The organism is Kocuria sp. SL71 (genome assembly GCF_026672465.1).
Classification (GTDB): Bacteria; Actinomycetota; Actinomycetes; order Actinomycetales; family Micrococcaceae; genus Kocuria; species Kocuria palustris.
On the sequence record NZ_JAPPRE010000001.1, the window covers coordinates 543,137 to 558,726 of the forward strand.

At 71.1% G+C, this 15,590-nt stretch carries 15 protein-coding genes and 1 pseudogene; all 16 read left to right on the forward strand.

Annotation, left to right across the window (positions count from 1 at the left end; translation table 11 throughout):
* The first annotated feature begins 49 nt into the window (after positions 1-49).
* The 16 genes and pseudogenes from ftsY to lepB all read left to right on the forward strand — a co-directional run bounded on the left by ftsY (position 50) and on the right by lepB (position 15,558).
* Positions 50-1,218, forward strand: a pseudogene (ftsY, locus tag OVA15_RS02550) (signal recognition particle-docking protein FtsY).
* Positions 1,219-1,481: 263 nt separating this feature from the next.
* Entirely contained in the window at positions 1,482-2,804 is a 1,323-nt protein-coding gene (locus tag OVA15_RS02555) for an ammonium transporter (protein WP_259871153.1), read from the forward strand.
* Positions 2,801-3,139 carry a P-II family nitrogen regulator gene (locus tag OVA15_RS02560; protein WP_268142877.1) on the forward strand — a complete coding sequence of 113 codons (339 nt, stop codon included), beginning with the start codon at positions 2,801-2,803 and terminating at the stop codon, positions 3,137-3,139. The genes OVA15_RS02555 and OVA15_RS02560 overlap by 4 nt, the downstream gene beginning before the upstream one ends.
* A 201-nt stretch (positions 3,140-3,340) precedes the next feature.
* Positions 3,341-4,972 (forward strand): signal recognition particle protein, encoded by a 1,632-nt coding sequence (gene ffh / locus OVA15_RS02565; RefSeq protein ID WP_024290722.1) that lies wholly within the window; start codon positions 3,341-3,343, stop codon positions 4,970-4,972.
* Positions 4,973-5,013: 41 nt separating this feature from the next.
* Positions 5,014-5,496 carry an NUDIX domain-containing protein gene (locus OVA15_RS02570; protein ID WP_268142879.1) on the forward strand — a complete coding sequence of 161 codons (483 nt, stop codon included), beginning with the start codon at positions 5,014-5,016 and terminating at the stop codon, positions 5,494-5,496.
* 82 nt (positions 5,497-5,578) lie between these two features.
* Complete coding sequence (locus OVA15_RS02575) at positions 5,579-6,976, forward strand: hypothetical protein (protein WP_144421619.1); 1,398 nt, start codon at positions 5,579-5,581, stop codon at positions 6,974-6,976.
* Positions 6,977-7,045: 69 nt separating this feature from the next.
* Positions 7,046-8,515 (forward strand): sensor histidine kinase, encoded by a 1,470-nt coding sequence (locus OVA15_RS02580; protein ID WP_268142882.1) that lies wholly within the window; start codon positions 7,046-7,048, stop codon positions 8,513-8,515.
* A gap of 13 nt (positions 8,516-8,528) precedes the next feature.
* The gene (locus tag OVA15_RS02585; RefSeq protein ID WP_006215080.1) at positions 8,529-9,314 is read left to right on the forward strand and encodes a response regulator transcription factor; all 786 of its coding nucleotides are present in this window, start codon (positions 8,529-8,531) and stop codon (positions 9,312-9,314) included.
* A 178-nt stretch (positions 9,315-9,492) separates the two neighbouring features.
* Positions 9,493-10,458, forward strand: a complete 966-nt coding sequence (locus OVA15_RS02590; protein ID WP_006215081.1) for an ABC transporter ATP-binding protein — start codon at positions 9,493-9,495, stop codon at positions 10,456-10,458.
* Entirely contained in the window at positions 10,455-11,702 is a 1,248-nt protein-coding gene (locus OVA15_RS02595; protein ID WP_006215082.1) for an ABC transporter permease, read from the forward strand. The genes OVA15_RS02590 and OVA15_RS02595 overlap by 4 nt, the downstream gene beginning before the upstream one ends.
* A 216-nt stretch (positions 11,703-11,918) precedes the next feature.
* Positions 11,919-12,356, forward strand: a complete 438-nt coding sequence (rpsP, locus tag OVA15_RS02600; RefSeq protein WP_006215083.1) for a 30S ribosomal protein S16 — start codon at positions 11,919-11,921, stop codon at positions 12,354-12,356.
* A gap of 2 nt (positions 12,357-12,358) precedes the next feature.
* Positions 12,359-12,601, forward strand: a complete 243-nt coding sequence (locus OVA15_RS02605) for an RNA-binding protein (protein WP_040561204.1) — start codon at positions 12,359-12,361, stop codon at positions 12,599-12,601.
* 155 nt (positions 12,602-12,756) lie between these two features.
* Entirely contained in the window at positions 12,757-13,428 is a 672-nt protein-coding gene (gene rimM, locus OVA15_RS02610; protein ID WP_006215085.1) for a ribosome maturation factor RimM, read from the forward strand.
* Positions 13,425-14,207, forward strand: coding sequence for a tRNA (guanosine(37)-N1)-methyltransferase TrmD (trmD, locus tag OVA15_RS02615; protein WP_006215086.1), 783 nt, complete (start codon positions 13,425-13,427; stop codon positions 14,205-14,207). Before rimM ends, trmD begins: the two co-directional genes overlap by 4 nt.
* Positions 14,208-14,457: 250 nt before the next feature.
* Entirely contained in the window at positions 14,458-14,799 is a 342-nt protein-coding gene (gene rplS, locus OVA15_RS02620) for a 50S ribosomal protein L19 (protein WP_006215087.1), read from the forward strand.
* Between the two features lie 60 nt (positions 14,800-14,859).
* Entirely contained in the window at positions 14,860-15,558 is a 699-nt protein-coding gene (gene lepB / locus OVA15_RS02625) for a signal peptidase I (RefSeq protein WP_006215088.1), read from the forward strand.
* The last annotated feature ends 32 nt before the right edge of the window (positions 15,559-15,590 follow it).

Consider the following 15,590-nt stretch of genomic DNA (forward strand, 5'->3'; position numbering starts at 1 on the left):
GGCGCGTGCGGGCACCGCCCCTCGGCGGGCCCCGCCGAATCGTGGTGCAATGGGGGACGTGGACCAGATACTCGCTCAGATCCCTGTCTTCGTGTACGTGCTGATCGCCGTGGTGGTGCTGGCGCTGCTGGGCTTCGTGCTTCTGCGCGGGCCCAAGGCGCCTCCCGGCGGCTACGACTCGACCCGCGACGCCGATGACCCGGCGCCGGGCGCTGCCGACGACGGCTCGGGTGAGCATGCCCGGGCCGGGGAGGAACCGCGACCGAGGCCAAGGCGCCGTCGCTGGACACCCCCGAATCGGCCGGCTCCCGCATGGCCCGGCTGCGCGGGCGCCTGGCCAAGTCCAACAACGTGTTCGGCCGCGGCCTGCTGGCGCTGCTGTCCCGCGATCACATCGACCAGGACGTCTGGGATGAGATCGAGGAGACGCTGCTCATGGCGGACCTCGGCACCGACGCCTCGATGGAGCTCGTCGAGAACCTGCAGGTGCGGGTCAAGGCCGAGGGCACGCAGGACCCGAACCACGTGCGGGCCATGCTGCGCGAGGAGCTGCTCAAGCTCGTCGACCCGTCGATGGACCGCTCCCTGGCCGTGACCCGCAAGGGCGACACCCCGGCCGTGATGCTCGTGGTGGGCGTCAACGGCGTGGGCAAGACCACGACCGTGGGCAAGCTGGCGCGCGTGCTCGTGGCCGAGGACAAGGACGTCATGCTCGGTGCGGCCGACACGTTCCGCGCCGCGGCCGCCGATCAGCTGCAGACCTGGGGCAACCGCGTGGGCGTGCCGACCGTGCGCTCGGAGGTGGAGGGCGCAGATCCCGCCTCCGTGGCCTTCGACGCCGTGAAGACCGGCATCGACTCGGAGGTCGACGTCGTCATGATCGACACCGCCGGGCGCCTGCAGAACAAGGCCGGGCTCATGGACCAGCTCGGCAAGATCAAGCGCGTGGTCGAGAAGGCCGCCGAGGTCGACGAGGTGCTGCTGGTCATCGACGCCACGACCGGGCAGAACGGCATGACCCAGGCCCGCGTGTTCTCCGAGGCCGTGAACGTGACCGGCATCGCGCTCACCAAGCTCGACGGCACCGCCAAGGGCGGCATCGTCGTGGCGATCCAGCGGGAGCTGGGCGCTCCGGTCAAGCTCATCGGCCTGGGCGAGGGCGCCGATGACCTCGCCCCCTTCGACGCCGAGCAGTTCGTGGACGCCCTGCTCGAGTAGGCCCCCTGGTGTGATCCCACAGATCGAGTGGCCTCGCAGTGTTCGTCCAGCTCAGACGCACACTGCGGGGCCACTCGTCTTGTCTCCGCCGCACTCAGGACATGCGGACGCTGCTCGATGACCGCAGCCCCGTTCACATGCCCGACACGAACGGGCGCGTGTTGTCACACGCCGGAAACGACGGTGCGACGCCGGTGACTCATGACCTCGCTTGACTCGTGCGCAGCGCCCGAGAGGGCCCGAGACGCGAGGAGAGACTGACGATGGACGAGACGACGCTGAGCGCGGTCGATGTGTGGACCGTGGTCGCCAGCGCCATGGTGCTGCTGATGACGCCCGGACTGGCCCTGTTCTACGGGGGCATGACCCGTGCCAAGGGCGTGCTGAACATGATGATGATGTCCTTCGCCGCCCTGGGTCTGGTGATCCCGGTGTGGATCCTGTGGGGGTGGTCGGTCTCCGGTGGCGAGCCCATCCTGGGAGGCCTGGCGGGCAGCCCTCTGCAGGCGCCGGGGCTGGAGGACCTGATCGGCACGAGCGACCTGCTGGGCGTCGCGTTCTCCTGCACATTCGCGATCATCTCGGTCGCGCTGATCTCCGGAGCCGTGGCAGACCGCATGCGCTTCAGCGCCTGGCTGCTGTTCGTGCCGGTGTGGACCACCCTGGTCTACGCGCCGCTGGCGTTCATGGTCTGGGGCGGGGGCCTGCTGGGCGCCGATGGGGCGATCGGCTCCCGCTTCGGCGAGGCGATCGACTTCGCGGGCGGGCTGGTGGTGCACATCAACGCCGGCGTGGCGGCGCTGATCCTGATCCTGCTGATCGGCCCGCGACAGGGATTCGGGAAGGACTCGGGCCAGCGCCCGCACAACCTCCCCCTGGTCATGCTCGGCGCGGCCCTGCTGTGGTTCGGCTGGTTCGGCTTCAACGTCGGTGCTGCGGCCACCCCCGAGCAGGCAGGGCTGATCCTGATCAACACCATGGGTGCTCCGGCCACCGCGATGCTGGGCTGGCTGCTGGTCGAGCGGGTCCGCGACGGCCACCCGACCTCCCTGGGCGCGGCCTCCGGCGCGGTGGCCGGGCTGGTCGCCATCACGCCCGCCTGCGCCGACGTCTCCCCGTTCTGGGCCATGGTCCTGGGACTCATCGCCGGCATGTGCTCGGCGGTGGCCGTGGCGCTGAAGTACCGCATGGGTATGGACGACTCGCTGGATGTCATCGGCGTGCACCTGGTCTCCGGCATCGTGGGGACCGTGGCCCTGGGCTTCATCGCGATCCCGAGCGCGGAGTCGGCAGGAGGGCTGTTCTACGGCGGCGGGCTGGCGCTGCTGGGCACGCAGGTCATCGCCACGGTCGTCTCGGTCATCTACTGCGCCGTCGTGACTCTCGTCATCGCCCTGGTCATCCGCGCGTTCGTCGGCCTGCGGATCACGGCGGAGGCGGAGATCGAGGGCATCGACATCACCGAGCACGCGGAGTCCGGCTACAACCTGGCGGGCGATGCCTCCGGCTCGTTCCGCCCCCGTCGCCCGGTCCCGGGCAGCCTCGAGGACGTCATCGAGCGTCAGAAGAAGGAGCAGCGCGCATGAAGCTCGTCGTCGCCGTCATCCGGCAGGAGAAGTTCGCCGACGTCAAGGACGCGCTGGCCGCGTTCGGGATCCAGGGCATGACCGTCACCAACGTCCACGGCTACGGCCGCCAGCGAGGGCACTCCGAGGTCTACCGCGGTGCGGAGTACTCGGTGGACCTCATCGAGAAGACCCGCCTGGAGCTGGTCGTCACGGACCAGCAGGCCCACGAGGTCGTCGACGCGATCGCCGCGGCCGCCACCACGGGTCGGGCGGGCGACGGCAAGGTCTGGGTCGCCCCCGTGGAGGAGGTCGTGCGGCTGCGCACGGGGGAGCGCGGCGAGTCCGCTGTCTGAACACGTCCCGCAGGCGCTTCAGCGCACGGCGTCAGGAGCCGAGCATGTGCTGACGGCGGGCATTGCTACCCTGGAGCACTGATCCGGTGCGCACTGCGCACCCCCAGGGGCGACGACGGCGCGGCCACCTGGTCGCGCCGTCGACGCGCGTCCAGGCCGGCCCGCCGCCCCAGACCATCGAAGATCCACAGCGAGGACCACGTGTTCAACTCCCTCTCCGACCGCTTGACCGCGACGTTCAAGAACCTGCGCGGGAAGGGCAAGCTCTCCGAGGCGGATGTCGATGCCACCGTGCGGGAGATCCGCCGCGCGCTGCTCGACGCCGACGTCGCCGTGCCCGTGGTCCGCGAGTTCACCGCCGCCGTCAAGGAGCGCGCGCTGTCGGCCGAGGTCAACGAGGCGCTGAACCCGGGCCAGCAGGTCGTGAAGATCGTCAACGACCAGCTCCAGGAGATCCTGGGCGGTCAGACCCGGCGCATCCGCATGGCCAAGACCGGGCCCACGATCATCATGCTCGCGGGCCTGCAGGGCGCCGGCAAGACCACGCTGGCCGGCAAGCTCGCGTACTGGCTCAAGAGCCAGGGCCACCGCCCGCTGCTCGTGGCCTCCGACCTCCAGCGCCCCAACGCTGTGACCCAGCTGAAGGTCGTGGGAGAGCGCGCGGGCGTGCCGGTGTGGGCTCCGCACCCGGGCACCACCTCCGAGTTCGACGACCCCACCGGCGATCCGGTCGAGGTGGCCCGCGAGGGCGTGGAGCACGCCCGCTCCAAGCTCTACGATGTCGTCATCGTGGACACCGCCGGCCGCCTGGGCGTCGACCAGCCCTTGATGCGCCAGGCCCGCGACATCCGCGACGCCGTCCAGCCGGACGAGGTCCTGTTCGTCATCGACGCCATGATCGGCCAGGACGCCGTCCAGACCGCCCAGGCCTTCAACGAGGGTGTGGACTTCACCGGCGTGGTGCTCTCCAAGCTCGACGGCGACGCCCGCGGCGGCGCCGCCCTGTCGGTGGCCTCGGTGACCGGCAAGCCCATCATGTTCGCCTCCACCGGCGAGGGCGTGAAGGACTTCGAGCAGTTCCACCCGGATCGCATGGCCTCGCGCATCCTCGACATGGGCGATGTCATGACCCTGATCGAGCAGGCCGAGAAGACCTGGGATCAGGCCGAGGCCCAGAAGATGGCCAAGAAGTTCGCCGATCAGGAGGACTTCACCTTCGAGGACTTCCTGGCCCAGATGCAGCAGCTCAAGAAGATGGGCTCCATGAAGAAGCTGCTCGGCATGATGCCGGGCATGGCCGGAATGCGCGAGCAGCTCGAGAACTTCGACGAGTCCGCGCTGACCCGCATCGAGGCCATCATCCAGTCCATGACCCCGCACGAGCGGGTGGCGCCCAAGATCATGAACGGCTCGCGCCGAGCGCGCATCGCCAAGGGCTCCGGGGCCACGGTGCAGGAGGTCAACCAGCTCATGGAGCGCTTCGGGCAGGCGCAGAAGATGATGCGCAAGATGTCCCAGGGCAAGGGCATGCCGAACCTCCCGGGCATGGGCGGCGGCGCTCCGGGCATGGGACCGCAGGGCGGCAACCCCATGGCCGGCATGCAGGGGATGCAGGGCATGCAGGGGCTGCCCGGCGCGGGCGGCGGCAAGTCCTCCAAGTCCAAGGCCAAGAAGAAGGGCTCGCGCTCCGGCAATCCGGCCAAGCGCGCGCAGGAGGCCGCCGCCGCGCAGAACCGCTCCAAGGCACCCACGGGCTCGTCGTTCGGCCAGCCCCAGCAGCCCGAGCAGAACCTCAAGGACCTCCCCAAGGGCTTCGAGAAGTTCCTCAAGTGACCCCGCAGCGGCCCCCGCGCCGCTGAGCGAAAGGCGCCACCATGTCGTCGTACCTCCCCGAGAACGAGCTCAAGGAATTCATCGCCTCGCTGCCGACCCGCCGCCTGGCGTCCTCGGCGCTGATCCGCGACCCGCACGGCCGGGTGCTGATCGTCGAGCCGAACTACCGCGACGGCTGGACCCTGCCCGGCGGAACGGTCGAGGCCGGGGAGGATCCCCGCACCGGATGCTTCCGCGAGGTGCTCGAGGAGGTCGGGCTGCAGCTGCCGGAGGGACGGCTTCTCGTGGTGGCCCACGGGCTAGCCGCCGGCATCTGGGGCGATTCGGTCGCGTTCCTCTACGACGGGGGCGTGATCCCCGAGGACACCGAGATCACCCTGCAGGAGGAGGAGCTGGACAGCCACCGCTGGGCGGAGCCCGACGAGATCCTGGGGTACGTGGGCGATCGCATGGGACGGATGATCCTCAGCGGCCTCGAGCAGCTCGAGACCGGCGGCGTGTCCGAGTTCGTGATCGGAGGCTGAAGGACGCCCCGGTGCAGGCTCTCAGCGGAATCTGCTGCCCGCACCCCGGGGTCGTCCAGTGCCCGCGGGTAGCATGGCGCGCATGACCACCCCCTCTTCCGGACCCCAGCATCCGTCGTCCTCCGGCGCGGCCGGCGCAGGCGGAGCAGACGGCGCCCGGCACGGCCGCCGACGCGCGGAATCCCCGGTGGATCGCAAGACCTCCGCCCTGGACGGCTGGTCGGTGCTGCCTCTGGCGGTGCGGATCAGCAGCCGCAGCTCCGTGCCGGACGTCGACGGCTCCGACCTGCTCGGCCCGGACACCGCAGATGCCGCCGAGATCGTGGGCTTCGTGCCCACCGCGCAGGGCATCCGCAAGGTCCTGGGCCACCACCGCGCCGTGGCCGCCGCCGCCGAGGGCTCCGACTACCTGCAGATCGCGGTCCTCGTCGACGACCAGGGCCGCACGGCCACCGTGGGCGAGCACGGAGCGGTCGTGCCGGGCCAGGGCGTCGAGGAGATCGCCGCCTCCGTCCACCGCATCACCGGTCAGACCCTCGAGCCGCAGCACCCCCGCCTGCAGCGGGCGCTGATCCTGCACCTGGATGCTCCCGAGCTGCCCCTGCTGGCCAGCAGCGCCGGCGCCACCTTCCGCGCGGTCAGCCGCGACGGCTGGTCCGTGCTCGTGCCCGACGACGACGCCTCGTGGTGGGCTCTGCGCACCGGAGTCACCGGCACGGCCGTGGCGCTGGCCTCGGACGGCGCCGCCCGCTCCCTGGAGGTCCTGCTCGACGGCGCTGACGGCGTGGGCCGCCATCCGGAGACTGCCCGGCCCGACCCCACGCGGATCTCGGCCGAGTCCTCCGGCGACCGAGCCGCCTGCGGGCTGTCCTGGGGCCCGGCCTGGTCTGCGGTCTCGATCGACGACGACGGAACCCCCGCCGCACGGCTGACCCGCGAGGTCCTCGAGCTGTGCGATGGCGAGACCACCCAGATGCACGTCGAGTCGGTGGCCTCGGTCTTCGACCTGGACCCGGTGCAGACCGTGCGCCTGCGCAACTACGTCGACGGGGAGACCTCCTCGCTGGTGCTCGAGTCCGTGCTGCAGCTGCTCGAGCTGCCGGTGCTGGCCGCCAAGATCGTCGAGGGGCAGAAGCCGCTGTCGGAGATCGAGGGGCTGGAGCGGTTCGAGCCCACCAGCATGCGTGAGGCCGTCATGCAGGGCCTGGGGATGGAGCCCACGGACGACAGCACCTTCTCCCGCCTGCAGGCCAGGCTGGCCGAGCGCCCGGAGATCCTGCTGGCCGCCGCCGGGGCGCAGACCGCCGTGGGCATCGGGCTCGCCGCCCTGGGTCGTCGCGGGGGACGCGGCAGCCTGGTGCTCGGCACGCTGTCCGGACTCGCGTTCACGGATGCGGCCTCGCTTTCGGGGCTCTACGCCGTGCTGCGCAGGCAGCGCCGCCGTCGAGACGGCAGGCGGCCCGGCCGATCGCACGACTGAGCGGGCCGCTGCCGGCAGATCCGTCGCGCGACGGATCCGCCAGGACGCGGCAGGCGATAGCGTGCTGGGGTGTCGCAGCTCAGCCAGGACCCCCGCCAGGATGTCGCCCCGTCTGCTCCCGCCCGGACGGCTCCGCGACCCGAGTCCCGGCCCACGACCGCCGAGCGCCTGATCGGGGTCCTCTCCGACCCCTCGGATCCGGACTGGCGCCGTCCCGGGCCCGGTGCCACGGGGCTGCGCCGCGATGTCCTGGGGGCCCTGGCCCTGTTCGCGGTGGCCGCCCTCATCCTGGCCCTGCTCGAGAGCTTCGCCGGCACGAGCGAGAACCGACCCCGCTGGCTGGGCTATCTCATGGTCGCGCTGCAGATCCTGCCGCTGGCCGGGCGCCGACGCTGGCCCGCTGCTGTCATGGTGGTCTCCACGGCGGTCTACGTGATCGGCTACTACCTGACACCCATGGCGGCGGGTCAGTCGGGGACGGTGCTCGGGCTGTACGTCGCGGTCTACACGCTCGTGGCCTGGGGGCCGTCGCGGCAGGTCGTGCGCATCATCGTGGCCCTGTTCCTGGTCCTTCTGCTGCTGTGGGTGGGCATCGACCTGGCCATCACGAGCTCGTACGCGGAGATGGTCGAGGAGCTCGACTCCCAGGCCGGGCCCTTCGAGCCCATGTCCGCCTATTCGGCCTACTCCTTCCTGCTCAACATCCTGGGCTTCGGCATCACGATCTTCCTGGGGTGGACCTCGTGGCGCTCCGCGCTGCGCGACCATCAGAACCGCGCGCAGGCCGAGCAGCTGCGCAGCCAGTCGCAGCGCCTGGCCCGGCAGGCGGTCGTCGAAGAGCGCCTGCGGATCGCCCGCGAGCTGCACGACGTGATCGCCCACCACGTCTCGGCCATCGGGATCCAGGCCGGGGCCGCCCGGAAGGTCCTGCACCGAGATTCCGAGCTGACGGCCGAGGCGCTGCGCTCGATCGAGGGATCCAGCCGCCAGGCCGTGAGCGAGACTCGCCAGCTGCTGGGCGTCCTGCGAGCGGACTCGGACGCGGAGGCCGCCGATGGACAGCCGCGAGCGGAGACGGCGCCGGCGACGAGCCCCGGGCCCCGGCTGGAGGAGATCGAGCAGCTCGCACGCGAGCACGCCCAGCGCGGCCTGTCGGTGACGGTGACCTGGGTCGACGGGGCAGAGGCTGCTGAGCTGCCGCCGGCCCTCGGGCTGTCCATGTACCGCTGCGTCCAGGAGGCGATGTCGAACGTGGTGCGCCATTCCACCGCCACCAGCGCCGAGGTCGTGATCCGCAGCATCCGCCGGGACGACCACGGCTCCGGGGCAGCGCAGGCGATCGAGCTCGAGGTGCTGGACGGGGGAAGGCCCCGTGCGGGCAGCGCCGGCACCGGCTTCGGACTGCGAGGACTCCGCGAACGGGTCCAGCTCCACGGCGGGACAGTGGAGATCGGCAGCCGGGATCCCGGGCCCGGCTGGCGCGTGCGGGCGAGGTTCCCGCTCGAGAGGATCGGTCCCGAAGCGCCCGACTCGGAATGAGAGGATCACAGCCATGACCTCTGTGCTGCTGGCCGATGACCATGCTCTCGTGCGCTCAGGCTTCGCCATGGTGCTCTCCGTCGAGGACGACCTCGAGGTCGTGGGCCAGGCCGCCGATGGTCGCCAGGCCGTGGAGAGGGTCGCCGAGGGCGGTGTCGACGTCGTGCTGATGGACGTGCAGATGCCGGACATGGACGGGCTCGAGGCCACCCGGCGCATCGTGGCCGCAGGCGGAGCCAAGGTCATCATCCTCACGACCTTCGACCGGGAGGACTACCTGTTCGAGGCGCTGCGCGCCGGGGCTTCGGGCTTCCTGCTCAAGAACGCCGACCCGGACGATCTGGTCGACGCCGTGCGCTCGGTGGCCGACGGTCACGCGCTGCTGGCTCCGGAGGCCACGGTGCGGGTGATCCAGCGGTGGGTCGCCGCGGACGCAGCGGCTCCGGGCGCTTCCGGCCCCCACTGCGCAGCCGCGCCGACGTCGGCAGCCGCTGCGCAGCGCATGACCGGGACGACCGCGACCAATCCCTCCGCCGGCCCAACCACCGAAGTCGGCGCATCGGGCCCGGGGCGTCCGTCCGAGGAGCATCGCCGTCTGCTGGAGGGCCTGACCGAGCGGGAGTCCGAGATCCTTCGGCTCATGGCCGAGGGGCTGTCCAACGCCGAGATCGCCCAGCGCCTGTTCGTGGGCTCGGCCACCGTGAAGACCCATGTGTCGAACGTGCTGGCCAAGACCGGCAGTCGTGATCGGGTCCAGGCCGTCGTGCTGGCGCACCGGGCCGGCGTCGTCGGGTCCTGAAGCGCACGATCTCGGGTCGCTCCGCCTCGCGGCGGAGGCGTCGTCCATGCCCAGCCGCTGGGCTGTCCCGGAGATTCCGTCGCACGGCGGAGGACCGCGGCGAGGCCCGTCCCTAGGCTGGTCCCAGTTGCGCTGGGGGAGCTGCCCCGGCGCTGAGGCCGAGAGCTCAGGAGCCCACGTGAGCAGCACGCAGACAGCGCAGGAGACGCCCTCCGACGGCGCCGCGAGCCGCAGCACCACCTACTCGCCGCCCAGCCGGGGCCATCGGCTCGAGGTCCGCGGCCTGACCCGCACGTTCGGCGAGAAGACCGCCGTCGACGACGTCTCCTTCACCGTGGAGCCCGGGGGCATGACCGGGTTCATCGGGGCCAACGGCGCCGGGAAGACCACGACCATGCGCATGATGATGGGCGTGCTGCGGATCCATTCCGGGCAGGTGCTCTGGGACGGCCGCCCGATCACCGCCGCCGACCGCGCGGGGTTCGGGTACATGCCGGAGGAGCGCGGGCTGTATCCCAAGCAGGGGATCCTGGACCAGCTCGGCTACCTCGGTCAGCTGCACGGCATGGAGCGCGCCCAGGCTCTGCGCGAGGCCCAGCGCCTGCTTGAGCGCTTCGATCTGGCCGATCGGCCCAAGGACAAGCTCGAGACCCTCTCGCTCGGCAATCAGCAGCGCGTCCAGGTGGCGGCCTCCCTGCTGCACAGCCCGTCCGCCCTGATCCTCGACGAGCCCTTCTCCGGGCTGGACCCGGTGGCCGTGGACTCGATGGTCGAGCTGCTGCGCGAGCACATGGCCCGCGGCGTCCCCGTCCTCTTCTCCTCCCACCAGCTCGACCTCGTGGACCGGCTGTGCGACTCCATGGTGATCCTCTCCGGCGGCCGCGTGCTGGAGCACGGCACCGCCGACGAGCTGCGCGCCGCCCGCCCGCTGTCACATCGCCTGCGATGCAGCGAGGACGTCGGATGGGTGCGCGATGTCCACGGCGTGCAGGTCGAGGACCTCGACGGCTGCCGGGCCGTCGTGCGCCTGGACGACGACGCCGCACGCGCCGAGCTGCTGCGCCGAGCGCTGGAGCGCGGCCTGCAGGAGTTCACCGACCTGGCGCCCACCCTCTCCGAGATCTACCGCGAGGTGACCCGATGAGCTCTTCGACCCGATCCGACGGACCCGATGCCTCCGCACCCGGTGCTTCCGAGGAGGCCGGCGGCCCCGGTCGCACGGTCGAGCGCCCGTGGCTGACCGTGATGATGCGGGAGCTGGCCGTGAAGGTCCGCAACCGCTCCGTGCTGATCTCCACGGCGGTCACGCTCGTGCTGATCGTCGGAGGCCTCGTGGCCTCCTCGCTGCTCTCCGGCACGGATTCGGGCAGCGAGCACGAGATCGCGGCGGTGGGCGCCGGCTCGGTCGAGATGGTCGAGGCCGTCGATGACAGCCTGTCGGACGACGACTCGGCGAGTCCCCGGGAGGCGACGCGTCAGGAGGCCGAGCAGCTGCTCGACGACGGCGACGTGGACGCGGCCCTGGTCCACGAGGACGGCTCGTGGGTGCTGCTCGGCGACGGCTCCCTCGATCCGGTCCTCGAGCAGGCCGTGACGCAGTCGGTCTCCAGCGCGACCATCGCCGCGAACGCGGCCAGCGCGGGCACCTCGATGGATCAGCTCGCGCAGGGCTCCGAGGTGCGGGTCGAGCAGATCGGCGAGGGGTCGGACAGCAGGGATACCGCGGCCTCGTTCGTGCTGCGCTACGTCTTCGCGATGCTGTTCTACATGGCGGCGATCATGTTCGGGACGGCGATCGCCAACTCCGTCCTGGAGGAGAAGCAGAACCGCGTGGTCGAGATCCTGGCCACGGCCATCCCGGTGCGCCAGATCCTCTACGGCAAGGTGCTCGGCAACTGCGTGATGGCGTTCGCGCAGATGGGCCTGTTCGCAGGCGCCGGTCTCCTCACGGCCTCGCTGCTCGGGCTCACGGATGACCTCGGCTGGGCGCTGTCGGCCTCCGGCTGGTTCATCGCGTTCTTCGTCGTGGGCTTCGCCGCGCAGGCGACGATCTGGGCGGCCCTCGGCGCACTGGCCTCGCGCAGCGAGGACCTGAACACGTCCATGACGCCGATCATGACAGTGCTCGTCGTCGCCATGCTGGCGGGGCTCATGGGCACCGGCACCTGGCTGACGGTCGCCTCGTACGTCCCGATCATCTCGTCGATCGCCATGCCGGTGCGCCTCCTGGAGGGGGAGGCGGCCGTGTGGGAGCCCTTCGCGGCCCTGGCCGTGTGCGGCGCCTTCGGCTGGGCCATGCTGCGGATCGGAGAGCGGGTCTACCAGCGCGCGGTGTTCCAGGGCGGACGCTCGCTGTCCTGGCGCCAGGCGATGCGGCTCGAGGACTGAGACGGCGCCTCCGGCAAGCGTGAGCGGACTCGCACCGGGGACCGGGGCGTCATCGCCTGCAGCCTTGACAGATCTGGCACAATAGCCGGGTACCCGAAACGAGCGGACCCTCTCTCCGCCCGGATTCGCGTCCACAGGGTGCACCTCAAGATCGGCCCGCCCCACGGGAGCGTGACCGGTGCACCCGTACCTGAATACCAAGGAGAGATTGCACAAGTGGCAGTCAAGATTCGTCTGAAGCGCATGGGCAAGATCCGCGATCCCCGCTACCGCGTGGTCGTCGTGGATTCCCGCAAGAAGCGCGATGGTCGCGTGATCGAGGAGGTCGGCATCTACCAGCCGACCGAGAACCCCTCGCTCATCCGCATCACCTCTGAGCGCGTGCAGTACTGGCTCGGCGTCGGCGCTCAGCCGTCGGAGACCGTCCTGGCCCTGCTCAAGGTGACCGGCGACTGGCAGAAGTTCAAGGGCCTGCCGGGCGCCGAGGGCACCCTGCAGCAGCCGGAGTCCAAGGCCGCCTTCGTGGCCGAGGACAAGGGCTCCGTGATCATCCCCGAGGCGATCACCCCCAAGGCCGAGAAGACCGAGGACTCCGCCGAGTCCGAGGATGCTCCGGCTGAGACCGCCGAGGCTGAGGCCGAGAAGGCCGAGTGATCATGCTCGCCGACGCGTTGGAGCACCTGGTCCGCGGCATCGTGGACAACCCCGAGGACGTCGACGTCACCGCCAAGAACGGTCGACGCGGCGAGTCCCTCGAGGTGCGCGTGCATCCGGATGACCTCGGTCGCGTGATCGGGCGCCACGGCCGCACGGCGGCTTCGCTGCGCACCGTGATCAGCGCCCTGTCCGAGTCCGAGGGCGTGCGGGTCGACGTGGTCGACACCGACCGCCGACGCTGAGGCGAGAGGGTCCGCACGGATCCGGCACGAGCGATCGTGCACCGAACACGGCCCCCGTGTCCCGCAAGGGCGCGGGGGCCGTCGTCATCCCGCCCCCTCCTCAGCGAGGGGCCACGAACCATCAGCACGGGCATCCCGTGCGCAAGGAGCACTGCGTGAAGGTCCAGGTCGCCCGCATCGGCAAGCCGCACGGCATCCGCGGCGAAGTCACCGTCCAGCTGTTCACCGACGATCCCCAGGGGCGCTGCGCGCCCGGCGCCGTCCTGCAGCTCGAGGCCGCCACCGACCGGGCGGCCCGACTCGCGCCGACCGGGACCCTCGAGATCTCCTCGGCCCGGTGGAACAAGTCGGTCATGGTGCTCGGCTTCACCTCCGTGAAGGACCGCAATGCCGCGGAGCTGCTGCGCGAGTCCCGCCTGTGGGCCGAGTCCGAGGACGACGACCAGGACGACGACGCCTGGTACGAGCACGAGCTGCTCGGACTGGACGTCGTGCTGGCCGCCGAGCTGGAGCGCGCCGAGGCCGAGGGGCGCGAGCCCGCCGCGGTCGGCAGAGTCACCGGGCTGCGGACTCTGCCGGCCCAGGACCTGCTCGAGCTCGAGCTGGCGGACGGGCAGGAGGGCCTGGTGCCGTTCGTCGAGCAGATCGTGCTCGAGGTCGACCCCGACGCGGCGCGCGTGGTCATCGACCCGCCGCCCGGTCTGCTGGATCTGGAGGCATCGCAGGGCACCGAGGGCGAGGCCGCCGAACGCGCTGCCGAGACCGGCGAGCCGGCCGATCTCAGCGGTGTCGAGCTTCCCGGGCACACCCAGGACCAGCGCCCGTGAAGCTCGACGTCATCAGCATCTTCCCGGAGTACCTGGCCGCGCTCGACCTGTCGCTGATCGGCAAGGCCCGGCGCGACGGCCTCCTGGACCTGACGGTCACCGACCTGCGGGAGGTCACCACCGACCGGCACCGCACCGTCGATGACACGCCCTACGGCGGCGGGGCGGGCATGGTCATGCAGCCCGAGCCGTGGGCGCGCGCGCTCGAGGGCGTCCTGGAGTCATCGGACGCGGGCCAGGTCGAGCGGCCGCGTCCCGTGCTGGTCGTGCCGTCTCCGGCGGGGGAGGTCTTCCGACAGTCGACCGCCTACGAGCTGGCCGGACGCGAGCACCTGGTCTTCGCGTGCGGACGCTACGAGGGGATCGACGAGCGCGTGCTCGACTGGGCGCACGAGCGCTTCGAGGTCCGGCCGATGTCCCTGGGCGACTACGTCCTGAACGGGGGAGAGGTCGCCGTGCTGGCCATGGTCGAGGCCATCGCCCGCCTGGTGCCCGGGGTGATCGGCAACCCGGAGTCCCTCGTGGAGGAGTCGCACTCGGACGGGCTGCTCGAGTACCCCGTCTACACCAAGCCCGCCCTGTGGCGGGATCGGCCCATCCCCGAGGTCCTGCTCTCGGGCCATCACGCCAAGATCTCGCGCTGGCGACGGGACGAGCAGCTGCGGCGCACGGCCGCTCGGCGTCCTGACCTTCTCGAGCAGCTGGATCCGGAGACCCTCGACAAGCACGACCTCGCGGTGCTCCAGGAGCTGGGCTGGGAGCCGGGGGCCGCGCAGTGAATCCCCGGGCCGCGCAGTGTGAGTTCGGCGGCCCGCTGTGGCATAATGGTCGCTCGCGTGTGCGCTGGGCACGCCCCTGCCGCAGGGGGAAGAGCGACCTCAACAGCGCACGCACCGCCTGATCCCTCCATGGAGATCGGCGGCAAGCACACGACTCGCGGCACGCGAAGCCCACGGGATGCCCGTCAGGGCCAGCGCTGTGCCGAAGACCTCACGCGGGCGACCTGCGGTGTCCGCCAGGAGAAGCACCATGAACATCCTTGATGATCTCGATGCCAAGTCGCTGCGCAGCGACATCCCCGAGTTCTGGCCGGGCGACACCCTGAACGTGCACGTCAACATCATCGAGGGCAATCGCTCTCGTGTGCAGGTGTTCAAGGGCTTCGTCGTGGGCCGTCAGGGCCAGGGCGTCCGCGAGACCTTCACGGTCCGCAAGGTCTCCTTCGGCGTCGGCGTGGAGCGCACCTTCCCGGTGCACTCGCCGGTGATCGACAAGATCGAGGTCCTGACCCGCGGCGACGTCCGCCGGGCCAAGCTGTACTACATGCGCGATCGCCACGGCAAGGCTGCTCGCATCCGCGAGAAGCGTTGATCACCCTCCCCATGGCATGCCGCGCCCCTCGGGGCGGGGCCGTCGCGGGGAGCCGATCGATTGGCTGAGCGCAGCACGCACGAGGACCCGGCTCCGGCCGGGTCCTCGTCGTCTCAGGGTCCCTCCGATCCGCAGCGGACGTCCCTGCTCGAGCGCTGGAGCCGCGGCTGGCGGCTGGTGCTCGTGGCGGTGATCGCCGCGCTCGTCGTGCTGATCGGCGTGCGCACGTGGGTGCTCGACATCTACTACGTCGGCTCGCAGTCCATGCAGCCCACGATCGAGCCGGGGGACCGGATCCTCTCCGATCAGATGGTCGATGCCTCGCAGCTGCAGCGCGGGGACCTCGTGATCTTCGACGGACGCGGGTCGTTCGCCCCCGTCGACGCTGACCCGCCCCTGGTGGAGGCGGGTCAGCGGCTGGCCAGCTGGGCGGGGATCCGACCGACGGACGACATCTTCGTCAAGCGAGTGATCGGGGTGCCCGGCGACACCGTGGCCTGCTGCGCTGCCGACGGCCGCCTCACGGTCAACGGGGAGCCGCTCGAGGAGCCCTACCTGTTCCCGGGCGATGCCCCCAGCGAGACCGAGTTCGAGGTCGTCGTGCCGGACGGCCGCCTGTGGCTGCTGGGCGATCACCGATCGGTCTCCGTGGATTCCCGGTCACTGCTCGGCGCACCGGGCGGAGGCCTGGTCCGGGCGGATAGAGTGCTCGGGACACCGGTGGCCGTCGTCTGGCCCCCCGGTCGGGACCTCCCCTGATCCATCGACCGACGCGCGGCGAACCGCGCTGC

What these genes read in the sequence shown, in the direction of transcription:
- OVA15_RS02555 (WP_259871153.1), top strand. Translation starts at nt 1,482, where the DNA reads ATGGACGAGACGACGCTGAGCGCGGTCGATGTGTGGACCGTGGTCGCC.
- OVA15_RS02560 (WP_268142877.1), top strand. Translation starts at nt 2,801, where the DNA reads ATGAAGCTCGTCGTCGCCGTCATCCGGCAGGAGAAGTTCGCCGACGTC.
- OVA15_RS02570 (WP_268142879.1), top strand. Translation starts at nt 5,014, where the DNA reads ATGTCGTCGTACCTCCCCGAGAACGAGCTCAAGGAATTCATCGCCTCG.
- OVA15_RS02575 (WP_144421619.1), top strand. Translation starts at nt 5,579, where the DNA reads ATGACCACCCCCTCTTCCGGACCCCAGCATCCGTCGTCCTCCGGCGCG.
- OVA15_RS02585 (WP_006215080.1), top strand. Translation starts at nt 8,529, where the DNA reads ATGACCTCTGTGCTGCTGGCCGATGACCATGCTCTCGTGCGCTCAGGC.
- OVA15_RS02595 (WP_006215082.1), top strand. Translation starts at nt 10,455, where the DNA reads ATGAGCTCTTCGACCCGATCCGACGGACCCGATGCCTCCGCACCCGGT.
- OVA15_RS02605 (WP_040561204.1), top strand. Translation starts at nt 12,359, where the DNA reads ATGCTCGCCGACGCGTTGGAGCACCTGGTCCGCGGCATCGTGGACAAC.
- rplS (WP_006215087.1), top strand. Translation starts at nt 14,458, where the DNA reads ATGAACATCCTTGATGATCTCGATGCCAAGTCGCTGCGCAGCGACATC.